General features: G+C 67.8%; 16 protein-coding genes and 1 pseudogene. 5 read left to right on the top strand and 12 right to left on the bottom strand.

All coding sequences use genetic code 11. The annotated features are described in order from the left end of the window. Positions 1 to 2 precede the first annotated feature (2 nt). The 9 genes and pseudogenes from KDK95_RS16505 to KDK95_RS16465 form a co-directional block, all read right to left on the bottom strand. Positions 3 to 2,228 carry an Hsp70 family protein gene (locus KDK95_RS16505; protein WP_212519065.1) on the bottom strand — a complete coding sequence of 742 codons (2,226 nt, stop codon included), beginning with the start codon at positions 2,226 to 2,228 and terminating at the stop codon, positions 3 to 5. A 92-nt stretch (positions 2,229 to 2,320) separates the two neighbouring features. Further along, positions 2,321 to 3,826, bottom strand: coding sequence for a dynamin family protein (locus tag KDK95_RS16500; protein ID WP_212519064.1), 1,506 nt, complete (start codon positions 3,824 to 3,826; stop codon positions 2,321 to 2,323). 74 nt (positions 3,827 to 3,900) lie between these two features. After that, on the bottom strand, positions 3,901 to 5,832 hold the full coding sequence (locus KDK95_RS16495; protein ID WP_212519063.1) for a dynamin family protein: 1,932 nt from the start codon (positions 5,830 to 5,832) through the stop codon (positions 3,901 to 3,903). 25 nt (positions 5,833 to 5,857) lie between these two features. After that, positions 5,858 to 6,412, bottom strand: coding sequence for a Pycsar system effector family protein (locus KDK95_RS16490; protein ID WP_212519062.1), 555 nt, complete (start codon positions 6,410 to 6,412; stop codon positions 5,858 to 5,860). Between the two features lie 47 nt (positions 6,413 to 6,459). Further along, on the bottom strand, positions 6,460 to 7,407 hold the full coding sequence (locus KDK95_RS16485; RefSeq protein WP_212519061.1) for a hypothetical protein: 948 nt from the start codon (positions 7,405 to 7,407) through the stop codon (positions 6,460 to 6,462). Between the two features lie 122 nt (positions 7,408 to 7,529). Continuing rightward, positions 7,530 to 8,339, bottom strand: a complete 810-nt coding sequence (locus KDK95_RS16480; RefSeq protein ID WP_212519060.1) for a Crp/Fnr family transcriptional regulator — start codon at positions 8,337 to 8,339, stop codon at positions 7,530 to 7,532. A 1,005-nt stretch (positions 8,340 to 9,344) separates the two neighbouring features. Continuing rightward, positions 9,345 to 9,650: pseudogene (locus KDK95_RS38245) on the bottom strand (DUF4240 domain-containing protein); the annotation flags it as partial. 60 nt (positions 9,651 to 9,710) lie between these two features. Next, complete coding sequence (locus tag KDK95_RS16470) at positions 9,711 to 10,430, bottom strand: hypothetical protein (protein WP_212519059.1); 720 nt, start codon at positions 10,428 to 10,430, stop codon at positions 9,711 to 9,713. 290 nt (positions 10,431 to 10,720) lie between these two features. Continuing rightward, complete coding sequence (locus KDK95_RS16465) at positions 10,721 to 10,981, bottom strand: DUF2716 domain-containing protein (RefSeq protein ID WP_212519058.1); 261 nt, start codon at positions 10,979 to 10,981, stop codon at positions 10,721 to 10,723. On the opposite strand from KDK95_RS16465, the gene KDK95_RS16460 reads away from it, so the two are divergent. From KDK95_RS16460 to KDK95_RS16440, 5 genes are all read left to right on the top strand, one after another. Then, on the top strand, positions 10,974 to 12,332 hold the full coding sequence (locus tag KDK95_RS16460; RefSeq protein WP_212519057.1) for a hypothetical protein: 1,359 nt from the start codon (positions 10,974 to 10,976) through the stop codon (positions 12,330 to 12,332). The genes KDK95_RS16465 and KDK95_RS16460 overlap by 8 nt on opposite strands. A 423-nt stretch (positions 12,333 to 12,755) precedes the next feature. Next, entirely contained in the window at positions 12,756 to 12,953 is a 198-nt protein-coding gene (locus KDK95_RS16455) for a hypothetical protein (RefSeq protein WP_212519056.1), read from the top strand. Between the two features lie 61 nt (positions 12,954 to 13,014). Further along, the gene (locus KDK95_RS16450) at positions 13,015 to 13,788 is read left to right on the top strand and encodes a DUF6928 family protein (protein ID WP_212519055.1); all 774 of its coding nucleotides are present in this window, start codon (positions 13,015 to 13,017) and stop codon (positions 13,786 to 13,788) included. Positions 13,789 to 13,838: 50 nt separating this feature from the next. Then, positions 13,839 to 14,036 carry a hypothetical protein gene (locus tag KDK95_RS16445; RefSeq protein WP_212519054.1) on the top strand — a complete coding sequence of 66 codons (198 nt, stop codon included), beginning with the start codon at positions 13,839 to 13,841 and terminating at the stop codon, positions 14,034 to 14,036. 13 nt (positions 14,037 to 14,049) lie between these two features. Then, positions 14,050 to 14,472, top strand: a complete 423-nt coding sequence (locus KDK95_RS16440; RefSeq protein WP_212519053.1) for a hypothetical protein — start codon at positions 14,050 to 14,052, stop codon at positions 14,470 to 14,472. A 123-nt stretch (positions 14,473 to 14,595) separates the two neighbouring features. Here the strand turns inward: KDK95_RS16440 and KDK95_RS16435 are convergent, their stop codons facing one another. The 3 genes from KDK95_RS16435 to KDK95_RS16425 all read right to left on the bottom strand — a co-directional run bounded on the left by KDK95_RS16435 (position 14,596) and on the right by KDK95_RS16425 (position 16,882). After that, positions 14,596 to 15,906 (bottom strand): IS701 family transposase, encoded by a 1,311-nt coding sequence (locus tag KDK95_RS16435; RefSeq protein ID WP_212519052.1) that lies wholly within the window; start codon positions 15,904 to 15,906, stop codon positions 14,596 to 14,598. A gap of 287 nt (positions 15,907 to 16,193) precedes the next feature. Continuing rightward, on the bottom strand, positions 16,194 to 16,502 hold the full coding sequence (locus tag KDK95_RS16430; protein WP_212519051.1) for a hypothetical protein: 309 nt from the start codon (positions 16,500 to 16,502) through the stop codon (positions 16,194 to 16,196). 47 nt (positions 16,503 to 16,549) lie between these two features. Next, positions 16,550 to 16,882, bottom strand: coding sequence for an integrase core domain-containing protein (locus KDK95_RS16425; protein ID WP_212519050.1), 333 nt, complete (start codon positions 16,880 to 16,882; stop codon positions 16,550 to 16,552). Between the last annotated feature and the right edge of the window lie 100 nt (positions 16,883 to 16,982).

Genomic DNA, 16,982 nt, shown 5'->3' with positions numbered 1-16,982 from the left:
GCTCACACCGGCCGGGCGAGGAGGTAGACCTCGACCGGCCGGGAGGCCGCGCTTACCGCGAGCCGGTTGCCATCGGGACTGAACACCAGGGCGCTGACGGACCCCGACCCCGGCAGCGCCAGCATCTCCTTGCTGGCATTCACGTCCCACAGCCGCACGCCGCCTCCCGAACCGCCGACCGCCAGCAAGGTGCCGTCCGGGCTCAGCGCGATGCAGTGCAGGTGGTTCCCATACCGGAACTCCGTGATCGGCTCGCCGCTCGCCACATCCCACACGCGCGCCACGTAGTTCTCAGCGTTGGTGACCACACGAGCTCCGTCGGCGCTGTACCGCGCGGTGACCACCGCGGAGTCGTGCTCGAAAGCCGCGAGCGATTCTTCAGTCTCGACATTCCAGATCCGGGCGAATCCGTCCTCGCCGGCGGCGAGGACAGCTCTCCCGTCCGGGCTCAGAACGATGTCATGAATCTGGACGTGGGCGGAGTACCGGATTTCGCCCAGCCCCGACGTGTCGGATCGCCGAATCACGGCGCTCTCACCGTTCCCGGCCACGAGCGCTATCTGGCCGCTGGCGATATGCGCGGCGGCCGGGATCAGAGGCTCCGGGGCGTCGATGCGCAGCAGTTGCGCGCCGTCGGTCGGCTCCCAGAGGGTCACGGTTCCGTTGTGGTATGTGACGAGTTTGATTCCGTCACCCGGCTGCAGTCCCCGTGCGAGGGCGGTGCGGCCAGCCTGCTCGGACAGTTGAGGCTCGGTGCCGTCCGCTGTCTTCCAGATCCTGACAGTGCCGTCGACAGCCACCGCAAGCGAGCCTCCGTCGGCGCTGAACGCCGCTTCGGTCGCGCCGCCGCCGTCCTCGCCGAAGCGGCTGGCCGGCGCGGGCGGACGCACGGTGGCGATCCAGTCCCCCGAGGCGATCTGATCCCCCGCGTCGATCTGCCGGTGGTGCAGAAGACCGGGCGAGGCGGCGTTGTCGTACAAGTGCCAGAGCGAGCCGTCCCGCAGCCGCACCACGGCGAGAGCGGACCCGGCGGGGTAGACGGCGCCGCGCGGCATCAGCCAGCGAGTCAGCCGCGCGGTCTGGCCTCCCGGCAGGTCGAAGCGCAGTGGCCGGTCACCCGGTCCGGCGGGCGAGTGCGGCAGCCGGCGTTGCACCGCCCGCGCCGCCCAGCGGGCCGCGCCCTGGACGACGGCCAGTTCGTGGTCCTCGGGTTCGCACACTGGAGGGCCCAGCCGCTCCAGTACTTCGCCGACCCTGGTGATTCGCGAACTGCCGCCGACGCGGATCACCGCGTCCAGGTCGTCGAAGGTCAGGCCGGCCCTGGCGACCAGTGTTTTGCAGCACTCGACCGTGTTGTCCAGTAGGTCGTCGATGACGCTGTTCATCTCGTCGCGGGCGAGCCGGATCGGGGGCACGGAGGGCAGCGAGTAGTCCGTCGCCGTTTGCTGCCCGCTGAGTATGAGCTTGAGCCTGCGCACAAGATCGTGAGCCATGAGTTCCGCGCGCGCCGCGACCTCAGGCGCCTGATCCGGCTCGGGGTCCAGGATCGCGGCCGCCTCTGGTCCCGTGTGCATTCGGATGTACTCCACCAGTCGCTCGTCGACGGCGCGGCCGCCGCTGTGCTCCAACGCGGCTTGGTCGAGCACCGTGACCTCGGCGTCGTCAGCCATGCGCACCAGGGCCGCGTCGAACGTACCTCCGCCCAGGTCGTAGACCAGGGCCAGGCTGCCGGGCGCGAGCGGAGCGCGGACCAGCGGCGCGAGCGCGGCGGCCACGGCCTCGGGCAGCAGTTCCACATCGGTGAACCCGGCCTTGAGGCCCGCGTCGATCATCAGCGTTCGCCGACGGTCGTGCTCGCCGTAGCTCGACGGGATGGTGAGCACGGTCCGCCCGATCGGCTGGCCGATTAGCGCGGTGGCCTCGTCGCGCAGGTGTCGCAGCATCCTGGCGATCAAATCCACGATCGGGAAGCCCGCGTCGCCCAGGGCCACCGTCTCCGGCGACCCCAGAAAGCGCTTGAAGCCGTCGCAGTAGAGGTCAGGTCTGGAAAGCTTCGCCCACTCCGCCTGGGACCCCGCCTTCAGCTCGTCGCCGTCCCGGAAAACAGCGGTGGGCCAGGAGAACCTGCCGGTTTCTGCGTTGCGTAGCGGCAGCATACGGCCGTCCACGACGATCACTGCGGACGTGTTCGACGTGCCGAAGTCGATCGCCAGTATGGGAGCTGCCATACGGGGCTCTTCTTCGTGGACCGGGACCGGGGCGGCCGGATGGGACGCCCGGATTCCAGAGTACGGGTTCTGCCACAGCCGGAACCGTTCGCTCATCGGTCCTCCCGCGATGTCTCAAGCGCTCGGATTTCTTCGGCGATCCCGTCGTACGCGCGCCGCATGACCTCACACGCGCCGTGGCTCGGGCCCTGATATCGCAGGCTGCGCGCGGCGGCAGACCAGTAGCGTCGCCTCGCCGTGGCCGCCGCGGCCATCTCGGTCCCCGGGGTTCCAGTCGGCAGGCCGAGGCGCGCCTCGAGGCCGACACCATGTTCGCCGCTGACCCGCAGCAGTTCCTCGCCTTCCTCCACAGTGAAGCCCAGCTCGCCCCGCTGGTAGTGACCGAGCGCGTTCAGCACGCGGAAGACCAGCTCGTGTTCAAGGTCTGTCACCATGGCCGCGGCGCGCCCGACTCGATCCCGCTGCCGCTCGTCGAGCCCGGAGGGCAGTCGCTTGGGCAGCGCCGACGCGTCACCGATGGCGCGACGTAGCTTGATGACGTCGGCTCGCCGGGCGAAGTGGTCGGACAGCAGGCGACGCAGGTCCGGCAGGCCGGTGTTTTCAACCAGTCGCTCGCGCAACTGCTCCACCGAAGCCGCCTGTCGCACATCGGGGGCACCGCGGACCAGGTCACATGCGAGGTGGATGCCGTAGCCGCTCAACTGATCGAACAGGACGGTGCGCCGAGCCGCCGGGAGTGGCAGGTTCGCGGATTCCGCGACACGGAACTTGTTGCCGAGCTCCAGCAGTCGCAACAGCTCGTCCTGTGGATACCGGCTCAGCGCGCAGAGGTCTTCGTAGTCACGCTCGTCGAGGAGCGCTGCGCCCGCGGCCAGCTTCCCGGCCACCGGCTTGAGCTCGAACAGCAGTTGACGCGCGTACGGCGCGGCCATCAGACGTCGAGCGTCCGCAGCCCCCTTGGTCATGGGATCGTACCGGGGCCAGTGCTTCTCGATCTGGGTGAGCACGCCTACGGCGGTGATCGGGTCCGTAGTGTCGAGGCCGGCGCGCAGAAAGTCGTCGACGACCTGTGCGTCCGATCCGGCCATCGCCCTCGGGAAGACGAGGATGAGCGCGTCGGCGCGGGCGGCGAAGGCGACGGTGTCGGCGCGCATGTCTCGCACGGTGCGCCCGAGGATGCCCAGGGTCTTGCGGGTCTGCACTGTTCCGGCAACGGCGTCCAGGCCAGGCGTGTCGATCAGGTCGAAGGGCTCGAGGGCGGGGCAAGGATCGACGACATCCAAGTAGGAGATCGCGGCGAGGTACTGCCTCGCGCGTGCATCGGCATGCGCCCTGGTGGCCAGCGAGTCCAGCTCGTCTCGCGCCCGCCGCTCGGGAGGGCGGCCGTCCGCGTCCGTGAAATGCACGGTCACACCGGGCAGGGTTCCACGGCGAAGCCAGGAGACATTGTAGGTCAACTCCTCGATTCCGGTCGCCGCGAAGGCGCCGCCGAGCAGGGCGTTGGCGAGCGTGGACTTGCCCGAGCTGACCCGGCCGATCAGCGCGACGCTCATCTTCCGCGCGTAGAGTTCGCGCAGATCAGCGACCTGGTCGTGCACGGAGGCGAGTTCGGGGTCGGCCCACAGCTCGGCCAGCGCGGCTGAGAATGCGGCATCCGCGCGCTCGCGCAGGGTCACGCCTCACCGCCATCAGGACCCACGCCGGCTTCGGGACGCACCCCGAGGAGGTCGATGTCCCGGGCTCTCGTCTCAAGCTCGATGAGAATATCGTCGAACGGCTTGCGCTCTGCGGCATACCCGGCCAGCCGCACGGTCAGGTCCTTCTCGACCTCCCGCTGGTCCGCACCCAGGCGCCCCAGAATGTTTTCGGCAGCCTCCTTCTCCTGTTCCAGCCGACTAGTGAGCTCGGTCACGGCGTTCGGACGGATCTCGTCGAACTGCAACGTGATCAGCGACTGGATGTACGTAGCCTGGGCTATCTTGGACGGGCTGAAGACCCTGATGATCTCGGTTCGCCGACTCTGCTCCGTGTTCGCCTCTACAGCCAACTGACCTTCGTCATGGCCGATCCTGGCGCCCAGCCAAGCGCCGACAGCGCCACCCACGGCAATGCCGATAGGCCCGAACAGGGCGCCGATCCCGCCGCCGATCGCGGCCCCGATGCCAGCGCCCATGGCTGCGGTACGCAGTTTGGTCGCGCCGGCACCCTTATACGTATTGCTCACGATGATCGAGGAACCGCTGGGCAGCTTAGGCTCCGGCAGATCCGGCAGCGCGGAGATCCGCGGCGGCGCGAGCGTGAATCCCTGATCGACGGAGAAACGCTCGACAGCCTTCGCCACCTCCTTGCGCACGAGTTTGAGCAGGCCACCCAGCAGTGCGGCGAAGTCCGCGGTCAACTGCGCGGAGAGCCGCTCGGGCGCGTCGAGCAGTTCGCTGTTCTCGGCTGTGTACTGATCGCGGAACACCGTCCAGTTGTCCTCAAGCCGCGCGCTCGCGCTCGCGTTGACGCGTTTCGCGGCCTTCTTCAACTCCTCCTCGAGTTTCGGCCGCCACAGCTTGCTGTCGGCAGCGAGCTTCGCCAGGTACTGGCTCCGCTCGGCTGCCTGTTTGCGCAGTATCTCGAGCGTCTGCCCGCTTTCATCTCTGGCCGCCTTCTCGGCGGCCGCGATCGGGGCGAGACAGCCGTTCGCACGGTCGTACAGCGCCCGCAACGCGTCGCCGAGCAGTACCCGTGACCGCTTGCGGCCGAGCGCCGCCCACAAAGCCTCGTCGAGTGCGGGGAAGTTACTCTCCGCCAGATACTCCTCGTCCCCGGTCTCCAAGTATCGGAGCTTCAACCAGGCGGAGATCGGGACGAGGGCCAACTCGTCTACGTCGCGTCCGGTCAGCTCGGCGACCCGGGCGCGCATCTCGTCCAGCAGGACTTCATACTCTCCCCCCTGGTCGATCTTCGTCATGACGCCGACCACGCTGTCGGCGTCGTCAGTAAGCTGCGCCGCACCGATCGCCCGACGCAGGAAGTCCGACTCGCTCTCCAGAAGCGGCTTCTCCACATCGGTGACGAAAAGCAGCGCGTCTGCGGCGGGCAGATACGCGAACGTCGCCGCCTCGTGATCGGTCTGGACTCCGCCCACCCCGGGTGTGTCCACCAGGACCATACCCGAGTCAAGCTTCGGATTCGGCAACTCGATCTCGACGAGCAAGACTTCACGCTCGTTGTTCGGATTACCGCCCTCGGTCACATAGTCGGCGATCTCACTCCGGTCGATCAGCATCGTCTCCGTACGGTCGTCGCCGATACGCGTCGTGACGGTAACGCGCTCGGTCTCACCCCAGCGCACCACGGTGACGGCGTTGGTGGCCGGGAGCGTGTCCGCGGGGAAGAGCCCTGGTTCGTCGAGCAGCGCGCACAGTAAGGTCGACTTGCCGGCTTTGTATTCACCGCATACGGCAGTGACCAGCCGGCCCTCCTCCAGCCGCTCCCGTGCCGCGGCGAAGCGCTGCGTGCCGACCGGCCGGTCACCGGGCTGATCCGCGGCGAGCCGGTCCAAGCGATCGAAGAGCGCGAGGACGATCTCGCGCAACTGGTCGAAAGAGCGCATGCTCCATCCTTCGTCGTGCGGTCGGTCAGAGATACACGAGGGCACACGTTCCGGCGAGGGCGACCAGCGCCGCCGCGAGGGAGGTGAGGGCGAGGTTCACCCAGCGATACTTTCGGCGCGCGACGTGCGAATTCGCCCAGACCTGCTCGGCGATCAGCAGGGTGAGCCGCTCCGGGCTTCGGGTGAGTTCCAGCACTGACGCGGTGTACCGGTCGCGGTCCGCCGCGTCCGGATAGCCGGATGCGATGTCGCCGAAGAAGATCGGGTTCGCCGATTGCACGGGAGGCTGCAACCGGGACCAGAGGGCGACCGTCGCGAACAGGCAGGCCGCCGCGGCCGCCGCAGCGCAGAGCCCTGCCATGCAGACGAGGGCGACGTCTGGTCGGCTCTGCCGCCCGACGATACTGAAGAGCACACCGCCCACCACGCCGGCGCTGCCGAGTGTGAGACCGGCCTTTCCATCGGCATGCGCAATCCACTGCACAGTCGCGTCGAATACCCGCCAAGCCCGCTCGGGTTCGCCGGGCGCTGCCGAATCGACTTGTGCTACGGCGCTGTTCGCGGTCTCGTGGCCGGCCAACGGCCGGAACCGCCTGCGCATCGAGACCGAGGAACCGGAACCGATCATCAGATCACCAACTCCGCGCCATAGTCGTCGAACGTATCGCCGTCTTGATCGCCGTCAGTGTCGCCATCCACCTCATCTGAGCCGACTGCGCCGCCGCGATCGCCCCCGTCGTCCGGACCGGGTCCGAAGCCGAGCCAGTCCGCCGCCGTCGCCCCGCCTCCCTCACCGAACTCGCCGCAGACCGCGTGATCCCCGTGACCTCCGACTCCCTCGTCTGGCCACGCTCCGTCGACTTCATCACCGTCCTCGGTCCACCAGCCCTCTCCATCCGGGTGCATGGCCCCCCCGATCCCGACGGCAGCCGGAGCGATAGCGGCACTCGCCGCGATCGCCGACCACGAAGCGTCTGCCCGCCTGAGCAGGGTGGGACCGGCTTCGGGCAGATGGACCCACGCCGGCTCGTGGAACTCTTTAACGCGCACGTCGATCCCCGAGAACCCGGCCGAAGGCAGGCCGGGGAACTCCTGCCGAATGACGTCCTTGTAGATCTCGTCGGTGACCGCGAGGACAATGTCAGCCGACGGCGTCTCCAGCAGGCGCCTCTTGACGGGTTCGGCATCGAGGATCCGACAGGCGGTGATCGGTGCCTGCCCCAGAAGGCCGGTGTCACCATGCGTGACCGCACCGCGCGCCATCGACACGCGCATCCGCATCCGGCCGAACTCCCCCGGCGCCTCATTCGCCAGGTAAATCCCGTGACGCAGCCCCATCACCAGGGCGGGGATCGCCACCATCTCATCGATCTGCGTCGGCAACAGGAAGAGCCGGCCGTCGCCGCGATCCTGGCGGTCCTCCGACCGGATCCACGGGTACCCGGCGTGCCGGCACGCGAACTTCATGATCTGCGAGAGCCTGCGCTGAGCATCAGCATGCTGTGAACCGGGATGCGAACTGTAGCCTTCGATGTCCGTCACCACGCAAAGGCGGTTCCGGTACGACCTGGACATGCGGGCTCCCCTCCCACGGCAGTTCGTCGCCTCTTCTCTTTGCCCCGATGATAAGTCGAAGCCGAGGGGCGGCACCTATCAAATGAGCGAAAAAGCCGACCCGAGTTCGAGATCCTGCGGAATCATGCACGGCCCGATTCATCGCTGCGGCCGTCCGCCGCGGTGCCCGTCCCGCGGGAGATCATGTCGAGCGCCGTCAAGTCGCGCACGATCTGCATTTGTCCGTTCGTGGTCAGAACTTCCTGGTCGCGCAGGTACGCGAGCGCCCGGTAAAGGCTCGGTTCCGCGACGCCAATGAGCGCGGCGAGGTCGGCGCGGCTGAGCGGCGCCCCGATGCGCAGGCCTTCGGCGCACTCCGTGGCGTACGACTCAGCGAGGTATACGAGGACCCTGGCCAGGCGTTGAAGCACCGGCGCGCCGGTGACATCAATCCGGTGCCGGGTCACCAGGCGCATCTTCGCGGTGACGCACCGGCTCACCGCCATCGCTGCCGCCGGATCGCTGTTCACGATGGCCAAGAAGCGGTCACGGGCAACGACGAAAGCGGCCACCCCGGTGGCGGCCACCACCGACGCCGAGCGGGGTCCACCGTCGAGCGCGGCCATCTCGCCCACCACATCGCCTGTAGTCCGCAGCGAAAGCAGAACCGCACGCCCGTCCACAGCACTCCCAACGGCCTTAACCCAGCCGTCCTGCAGCACAAAGACATCTCCGGGCGGGTCGCCTGCGACGATGAGCGTCTCACCGGCCTGGAACCTGCGGCCTGCCCCAAATCGCATCAGTGCCAAACGACCGGCCGGATGCAGCTCATGCAGCAGGGTTCCAGGCGGCCAACTACGGGCTGCAAGGCCAACGCCCGGACCAGCAGCGTGTGGGCGCCCGGTCATTGCACGCCCGAGGAGATCGAGGAGCCGCGCCTCCGCATCGAGCACCGCCCTTCGGGCCACAGCAGACGAAGTCGGGAATCAACGAGTTTGATTATAGGTGATCGAGATGCGACGGCAGTGGTACTCAAGCATGGCCACAGCGGTAACCTGCGGCGGCTTTACGAGCTGCCCGACCGGACCTGATCGGACATCTCTCCTGCACCGGAGACACTCAGCATGCTTCTCACCGCGCTCCCGTGGTGTACCGCGTGCCGAACCGGCGCTAGCCGCCGCGCACGTCCGGGCACCCGCGTCGCGAGCCGTTGACGACTCAATGCGGACCCGCAGACACTCCGGTCTCAGTCTGCGTCCGAGGGGAGAGGCTGCCGACTCCGTCCCCGGCCGGACTTCCCGCCGACGGCTCACTTCAACTCCCTGCGCCGCCCTCGACTACAATGTCCCAGGTGGCGCCATCACCCGCGTGCTATGTATCAGACCTCTGAAGTGGGGAAAATCTGGGGAAGATCCGAAGCGAAACCCGGCAGCAGATGGCAGAGATCTGCAGAGAACCGCACGGGATCGCAGCATAATGCGAGGCGGGAGCCGGTGACCGATTAATACTCGCAGGTCACCGACCCCCACATGCCACAAGAGAGATTATGTTTGAGAACGAAGAGTAATCAGGTACAGAACATTCTTGCGGCTCGCTGAACTGGTAGTTCATAGCCCGCAGCCTTGAGATTTACCTGAGTCGGCCCGAACGTACGGGCCAAATGTCGCGCTAAGTGATCAGCGCGTTTCCCCAGCTTCGCCCCGTACATGGCTGCATTAAGCACAAAGTCGCAGGTCAAAGCCCAGTACGCCCAGCATCGGCCGTAACGAGCGCTATGCGCGGCCACGTGTGGGCGCAGCAGGCAGATCTGGCCTTGACCTGCACCTACGCGCCGCCCCGCAGTCACTGTCATGCATAAAGTTCGTTGTGGCGCGCCAGCTCGAGCCACGCGGCGCTGACCTGCAGATTCGACCTCGCCTCGTCATGGATAACGTTTGCTAACCAGCACTGCTATGCGTTTACGCTGGTCGGCGCCCGCATAGGGGGTCAGGACCTGGTGGGAGTGTGGCCAGCACGCGGACCACAGGTACCTCGGCGAGGGCGTCGGGATGGGCAACGACGCGGTCGAACACCTCGCGGCCCAGGCCTATGAGCCAGGAAGGAAAGAAGCCGTCCTGGGAGCCGGAGCCGGTGATGCGAACTGCCGCGCCCCACATGTCGTAGGTGTCGGCGCGATGGCGTGTTTCCTTGAGATGGATCTCGAAGTCGACGATCGCACGCCCGCGCAGCAGCGCGAGCTTCTCCTCGAGCCACCGGTGCCCTCGGGTCGCCGACTCGGCCGTCGTGCGCGGAGTACTCGATGAGTGTCCAGAACTCCTCGATGTTCACGAGCACGCCCATCGGTGCTCGGTCGGCCGGTCCGGGCACGTGGCGCAGACGAACGCGTGGAAGTTGCCCGCGTCGCCCAGCATCATCCCGTGCGGGCGGCGTATCTCAGGATGCTGCGCGAACAGCTCCCCCGCCGTCGCCTCCAGATCGAACAAGGGCTGCTCTTCGAGCGGGACCCAGCGGCGGCTGAACGCCCCGTCGTACTCCCAACTCGCGATCGTTGCCAGATGCTCCATGCGCACCCCGCACGCGCACTCCGGCCACTCCGGATCCTGGACCCAGGACGGGTGACCGCCCAGCTTCGTACCCGGAGCGACCAGCAGATCCGACCACACGTCCCATCCGGTCTCGGCCTTGAGCACGTCCGAGAGTTCGGCGAGTTTCCCGATCTGCTCGCGGCTGAGCTCCTCCGAGCTGTACTCGATGACGCGCTCGGGCGCGACGGTGCACGGCGTGGGCACGGACTCGGGCGGGGCGTCGGCGTGGGGCGTACCGTAGCTCGGCTCCGCGTCGTCGAGGTCCGCCTCACGCCGCCAGACGACGCGTGGGAGCGGTTCGCACGCCTGGTGCGAGAACGGGCACCACAGCAGTTGCAGGACGTCGCAGCCGTCTGGGAATGGCAGGTTCGGCACGTGCCGGCGGAAGATCTGCAGGATCGCAACCAGCGGCGAGTCCCCCTGCGGGATCTTCTCCGGCGCGTGCGAGTCCTCGAGCATGCACCAGGGCGAGTCGCAGGTAGGCCACGGTTCCCCAGGCGGCCACAGCAGCGGCCCGCCCAATGAGCTGCTGCGCGCATCGGGCGCACCCGGGCGCGGGTGCAGGCGTATGGTCTCGCGCGCCGTGTCGGCCAGCGGCGGAAACCGAGCTGACAGATCCACTGGGCAGGGCATCGTCGTCCAACTGCGGCTCGTCACGGCGGTCACCCTAGCAACAGCTTCAGACACGCCATTGGGCTCGAAAACCGTATCCCGACGACACCGGCGGTACCTGGCCTCTTGCAGCCTGTCTAGTTGAACGTCCAGGTCCCACCGCCGAGAAGGTCATCGAGATCTTCAGTCACCTGCTCGATGAGGTCGTATCCGAAGACGACGAGGGTCTGCTCCGTGTAGTGGGCGAACGTGCCCAGGCGGGCGTCTGAGGTGGTGAGGAACTGGTACTCGTCGTCGGCAAGGGCTCTACCGGGCCAGAGCGGCTGTCCCGGCGCGCCGACGCGGTGAGGATCGAACTCCCAACCGTTGAGAGCAGCGGCACGCCATCTCGTGCGCACCTACCCCGGCACGGCCGCCACCCTCATACGGCCGCTGACCCGTCTCCTCGACCGGCCGGACGACCGCAATGACGCTCTCAGCCTTCTGCGGTTGATCGGCCCCGAAGCAGCACCGGAGGCCACAGCGCCAATCCTGCAGCTGGCTTCCAACACCGAGACCCCGATCGCCGATCGCGCCCTGGCATGCCTGATCGAATGGGAGGACCCGCGAGCCCTCCAACTACTGGCGCAGGAGATCGCGGCACGGCCGCTCGCTCTGCAGGCCGCGTTCGACCACACACGAGACCCGTACCGGGCACCGATCAGGTTTGACCAGCATCTGCTTGAGGCGATACGCCAACGCTTATGCGACCTCGCCGTGCCGACGGGAGGGAGCCCGTCCGGGCTGATCGAGCGCCTCCAGGGCCATAACGAGCCGATCTACCTCGCCGGGATCCTGCGCGCCTGGGGCCCGGGCGCCGCCGGAGCGCAAGCGGAACTCGCCAAGCTCCTGCCCCACCACCCGATCCAGGCCGCCGACGCGCTCGCCGCGCTCGCCCACCTCTCCCCCGACAGCCTCGAGCGACTGCGCGAGGCGCCCGGGAGCGGCACGATCGCCGACCGCCTGGCCATCGGGCGCGCACTCCAGATACTCACGGGCGAGACCACGGCCCTGCGCGAGGCCGTCATCGTCGGCCTCGGCCGCCAGCGCGCCGAACTCGCCGCCGCGGCGATCGCGGCTATGGAACTGCCCGGCCCGGACACCGAACTCGGCGCCAACCTCGATCGCGCTCTACGCGCGAGCACGGCGGCCGGGCGGACCAAGCCAGACGTCGAGGCCCGTCTTCACGCAGCCCATGCCCACTGGCAGCACACCGGTGACACGGACCTCGTCCTGCCCGCCGTGCGCAGCACGCTCGACTGGGCAGCAGAGCACGACCACACCCAGTGGACCGCAGTCGCAGCCGCCGACGTCGCCGCCCACCTCGCCGCCGACGCGCAGAACCTGCTGCCCGACCTTGAGAGGCTACTGAGCCACCCGACCACCTGCCCCGCGGCCGCGCACGCGTTGCTGAGAATCAACCCGCAACGCTGGGGCGGGGAGAGCCGGCACGAACTCGCCGCATACCTGACCGAGGCAATCGAGAACGGCACCTCCTTCCCCGCGCAGCACCGCGCCGTCGACGTGCTCGCACACCTCAGCACTCCGCTTCCCCCACCGATCCAAGCACGCCTACACGCACTGGCCGAGCGGGAACGCCGGATTCTGTCCGCAGGTCTGGAAACGGCAAGCGTCCGCAGCGACGACAACCTCCGCCGAGCCATCCAGAGGCTGATATCCGCTCCCCACACGAGGGGGAACAGCGAGTGAGCGTGACAGGACATTGGATTATCGGGTCAACCGAGCCCGCCCTCGTCGAAGAACTGCGCTCAACTGCTCCCGCGAGCGCGTACACGCCACTACCGGCCGATGCGGACCTCGCGTGGTGGCGCACCATGGAGGATGCCGCCCTGGCTGAGCCCGCTAAGCACGGCCACGGCAGCCACTGCCCCACCGACGCCGCGCTGTGCTTCGCCGACGCGATCGAGGCGCACCGTCCAGACCCGGAGTTCCGCGACCGGTGTATGGACGCGTTCGACTCAGCAAGCACCCCGGAGATCTTCCACGTCGGCATGCGCAGAGGGCGGCGATCCCGTCGCCGCCCTCTGCTACGGCTTAGGCTTCTCCGCGGCACGCCGCCTCCCGGGACGCTTCGGCTGCTTCCTGCTCGATGCGACCGCGGTGCGCTCCTCCATGAATGAACTCGAAGCCCTCCTCCAGGGACCCGGTCTTGCCCAGCTAGACTTCGTTGCACGATGCGCGGCGTGGATTTCGGTCATGGCCGACGAACCGAATCTCGAGCCGCTGACGCTTCTGAGCGGCCCTCTTGGCGTCCTGTGCGAAGCGGAGGCCCGCGGTCTCGGAGCCATCGGCGTAATGCAGTGGTACTGAACACTCGGCATGGCAACCGACACGCAGGTGAGCGGCTGTCATCGGCCCGGTGTACGCTCCCATGCGCGACAAGGCGCGTACGCGAAAGGCAGGCGCACTGGTGGGGGCGAAGACGGCTCTGTTGATCTACGCTGCGCACGACGCGGCCCAGCCCCTGCGCACTCGTCCTATCGAATCGGGGCGTGAGACCGCCGAGGCGCTGCTGCGCAGGATCTATCCGGATTGGCAGATCGAGCCGTACGAGGCCCCCGATGCGGTCGTCGACCTCTCCGAATCGGTGTACCCGCCGCAGGACGTCGCCTACGTCGCCTGTTTCCCCGGCCTCCAGATCCTGTGCGACCGGAATGTCATGACCGATTACCCCTCCCGGCTGCCGCAGCGTTACCTCGACGCCGGCCAGAGCAGCACCGTCATTCTGCACGCGATGCACAGCGCGAGCGACACACTGGCCTTCGCCGTGTGGAAGGAGGGGTTACTGGGGCGCTCGCTTAGCATCTCGCCGCACGGCGGGATCGCCGAGGACCTCGGCAATCGCCTGGGGTTCGAGGAAGCCTATTGGGCAGGTGAGCACCCGGTCCGCCCGACGCTGGGCCCACCTGGCGGTGACCGGTACCCGCTGCCGTTCCACCCGCTCGCGCTCGGAGAGGCCGCGCTGCGGGCGCTGGCCGGGTTCGTGATCGAAGGTCGACGCGAGCCGGGCGACATCGACGCCTCCGCTATCCCCGTCCACGGCTTCGAACTACGTGACCCGGCAGGCCCGACCAGGGAAGAGCGCGATGCCGAGCGCCTCGCGCTGATCGCGCGGATGCCGCCACGCCGCTCGCTCTACCTATAACCCGACGGGTCATGGTCCGAGGCCCCTGTGACGAAGCGGTAGGGCAAGCCGTGAACCACCAGTCGGCCGGAGCGATACCGGCGCACATCCCCGGCTACGAGGGCGGCCCGTTCATCCACCGGCCAGAACTGCCCGACGAGCCGCTGTTCATCCTGGCCCACCTCACGGGTGCGTGCACAGCGAGGAGGCCGAGGAAGCGCTGTTCGGCGACGCTTACGACGCAGCCGAGCAGTTCCACAGTGAACTGATGGCGTCCGTACAGTGGCCGTCGTTTTCTCCCTTCCACTCCCCCGCAGCCATCGGCTCTACATCGTCTACCGCACGAGTCCGGAGGACCACGGCGTCGACTACCTCCTTCACCACCCGGGCTGGGATCACGCGGAGACACTGGCGAGCGACGACGGCCACTTCGCCGGACCTGGGCTCTCCTGGCGCGAACTCGAGGCGGCCGCGTCCAACGGCCTACCCGGCGGCACCACCGCAGATCCGCACGCCCGCCTGCTCCTGCTGCTCCCCGCCCTCGGCGATCAGGATGTTGATCGCACTGCGGTGCACATTGTCACTCGGGCGCTGACGTACCGAACACACATGCGCGATCCCGAACGTGCCGCCGCCCTGCTCATGGATGGCCAGGGGCCCGCCGGACCGGCCCGCTGGAGCACCGCAGACGACGGAGCCGCATGAGAGAACGGACGATGACCATCGCCCACATCATCGAAGCCGCCGGGGCCACAGCTGGATCCGCCGGATGAAATGGGGCCAAATCAGTAGCTCTCGACTTTCGCCGTTCTGGCAGGCTTGGGCTGATCAAGCCGCGAGATCGAGTCCTGCTTGGGCCCAGGCGTTCTGGACGGCGCGGATTTCGGCCTCTGTGGGCCTGCCTGGGCTGATAGCGGAAAATCGGGCGGCGACGATCACGCGTTGGAGCTTGGCGGCCATGTCGGCGAAGGCGGGCTCGGTCTTGCTGGTGTACCAGGGTGACTGTTCGCGGCGGGCGGCGGCGTCGGCGGGGTGGTGGCCGTGCAGGGTGTACCAGATGACGGTGATGGTGTAGCAGTACAGGCCGAACGGGACGGTGCGGCGCACCGCGTTCTCGGTCCGGTTGCGGGCCTGGCCGGCGCCGAGGTGCTCGCGGGCCTCGGAGAAGGTCACCTCGATCGACCATCGCCAGGCATAGCGGGTGATCAGCGCTGCGGCCGGGCTGTGCAGATCGGTGCTGACCAGGGCCAGGTCGTAGCCGGTGTCGGTGCCGGGCTCGCGCAGCAGGATCACGCGCACCACCTGGGTGTGGAAGGACCCGTACCACAAGCATCTGATCTCGGCGATGCGCACCGCGTCGGTGCGGCCGTACCGGTTGACCTGCGCGGTGGTGAAGTGCGCAGTGGCCGCCGACTGGGCCGCAGTGCCCAGCCGTTCACCCTTGAGCGCGGGACGGCCGCGCTTGCCGGTGGGCGGCGGCGCGAGGTCGTAGAGCACGGCGGACTTCGGCAGCCGGGTGGTCACCGTGATCGAGGCGGGTAGGTGCCGCAGGGCTTTGCCGTGGTAGGCGGCATCGGCCACCACGTGCAGCGGCCGGTTCAGGCACACCGAGAGCAACCGGATCATCGATGCCGCCAGCTCGACCTTCGATGGCCCGGTCTTCGGGCGCCACAGCCGGGCCATCACCGGCAGGCACACCGGCCGGGTGAGAAACGGCAGCTCCACGATGATCCCGACCACCACGAAGCAGGTGCCCCGCCCGACCTGCTTCTCGCCGGTCGCAGCACCGTCATGCTGCCACGCGGCGCCGAACACCTTCTTCCCGCGCCGCTTGAACAGCGTGTCGTCCACCGCCACCGTCACCACCGCCCCGGATGGCAGCAGGGTTCGAACGATCAGATGCGCGAGCACGATCCCGAGGATCTCGGCGTTCCACGCCGACCGGGAGAAGAAAGCGTGGGCCCGATCGTGCGACCAGGCCCGGGCCAGCCCGGCGCCGGTGAGCATCCCGGTCACCGTGCCCTTGCCGGTCTGCGCGATCAGGCCGGTGACCATGGCGGCGAAGGTGGCGAACGTCGGCGCGGTGAACGAACCACGCAGATTCTCCAGCACCGCGAGCAGCGATGCGGGTAACGTCAAGTCCGGAAGCATCGGCGGATCCCCTCACCCGAGGTGATATACACCGCCGATGCTTCTCTGCTGCTGGGCGCAACCGGCCGCCAATCAGCCCCAAACCACCCGATCCGGCTACCCCTCACACCCCTGCCAGAACGACGAAAGCCGAGGTAGCTGAAAGCCACCTCTACGTCAGCCCGAGCGATCAGACCTGGGATGCGCGAAACCACGAAGCGTAAGCGTTCGGCTCCATCTTGCCGGTCAACTGGTTGAGCGCCGTCTCGACGCCGGCGGCGCAGTCCGGGCGCAGTTCAGCGTTGGGCGAGGTGGTGCGCGAGGTAGGCCCACGCGATTGCGCCAGCCACAACTCCCCACAAGAATGCGTAGAACACCGTCTTGGCGGCTGCCGCCGCTCCTCGGGCCGGGGGTGTGGGGGCGGTGTCGGTGCGGCCGGTGTCGCTTCGAAGGACCGCGACCGCGGCGGTGACCTCGGTGAGAACCTCGCCAAGTTGCCCCACCACGGATTGCAGGCCTGTGATGTTGAACTGCGCGGGATCACGCGCGGCACCGGAAATCTCGTCTGCGACCTGCTTGTTGATGCCATCGCTGGCGTTGACCAACTGCTGGGCGACCTCGGCGTTGAACCGCTCCGGCTTCCCGCCAGACTCTAGGGTTGGGCTTCCAGCTGCAGGTTTGGCTGGCTGAGGTAGAAGGCTGTTTCGTACTCGACGGGTGGGACGTGTCCTATCTCACCGTGCAGGCGTCGGTTGTTGTACCAGTCGATCCACTCGGCGGTGCCGAGCTCGACGTCGGTCAGGGTGCGGCACGGGCCGCGCCGCTTGATCAGCTCGGTCTTGTACAGGCCGATCGTGGACTCCATCAGCGCGTTGTCCAACGCGTCGCCGACGGTGCCGATCGAGGCGGCGATGTGCTCCCCGGCCAGGTGGGCCGCGAGGCGAAAACTCGTATATTGCTTGGGTTCAAGGGGTCGTTGCAACACCGGTTGCTGATACCGAGTATAGTTGTTCTTCGAAGACTTCGGCCGGGGTTCGCCAGCCGAGGATCTTGCGGGGCCGATTGTTGATCGCCAGGGCGACAGC

It is taken from the genome of Actinospica acidithermotolerans, from assembly GCF_018139625.1.
In the GTDB taxonomy this organism is placed as follows: Bacteria; Actinomycetota; Actinomycetes; order Streptomycetales; family Catenulisporaceae; genus Actinospica; species Actinospica acidithermotolerans.
Note: the sequence above shows the minus strand (reverse complement) of the source record. Positions and strands in the feature narration are given on the sequence as shown.

Bases quoted from the DNA above. Each gene is read 5' to 3' on its own strand.
- KDK95_RS16505 (WP_212519065.1), bottom strand. From the start codon at position 2,228: ATGGCAGCTCCCATACTGGCGATCGACTTCGGCACGTCGAACACGTCC.
- KDK95_RS16495 (WP_212519063.1), bottom strand. From the start codon at position 5,832: ATGCGCTCTTTCGACCAGTTGCGCGAGATCGTCCTCGCGCTCTTCGAT.
- KDK95_RS16485 (WP_212519061.1), bottom strand. From the start codon at position 7,407: ATGTCCAGGTCGTACCGGAACCGCCTTTGCGTGGTGACGGACATCGAA.
- KDK95_RS16470 (WP_212519059.1), bottom strand. From the start codon at position 10,430: ATGCTCGAGGACTCGCACGCGCCGGAGAAGATCCCGCAGGGGGACTCG.
- KDK95_RS16455 (WP_212519056.1), top strand. From the start codon at position 12,756: ATGAATGAACTCGAAGCCCTCCTCCAGGGACCCGGTCTTGCCCAGCTA.
- KDK95_RS16450 (WP_212519055.1), top strand. From the start codon at position 13,015: ATGCGCGACAAGGCGCGTACGCGAAAGGCAGGCGCACTGGTGGGGGCG.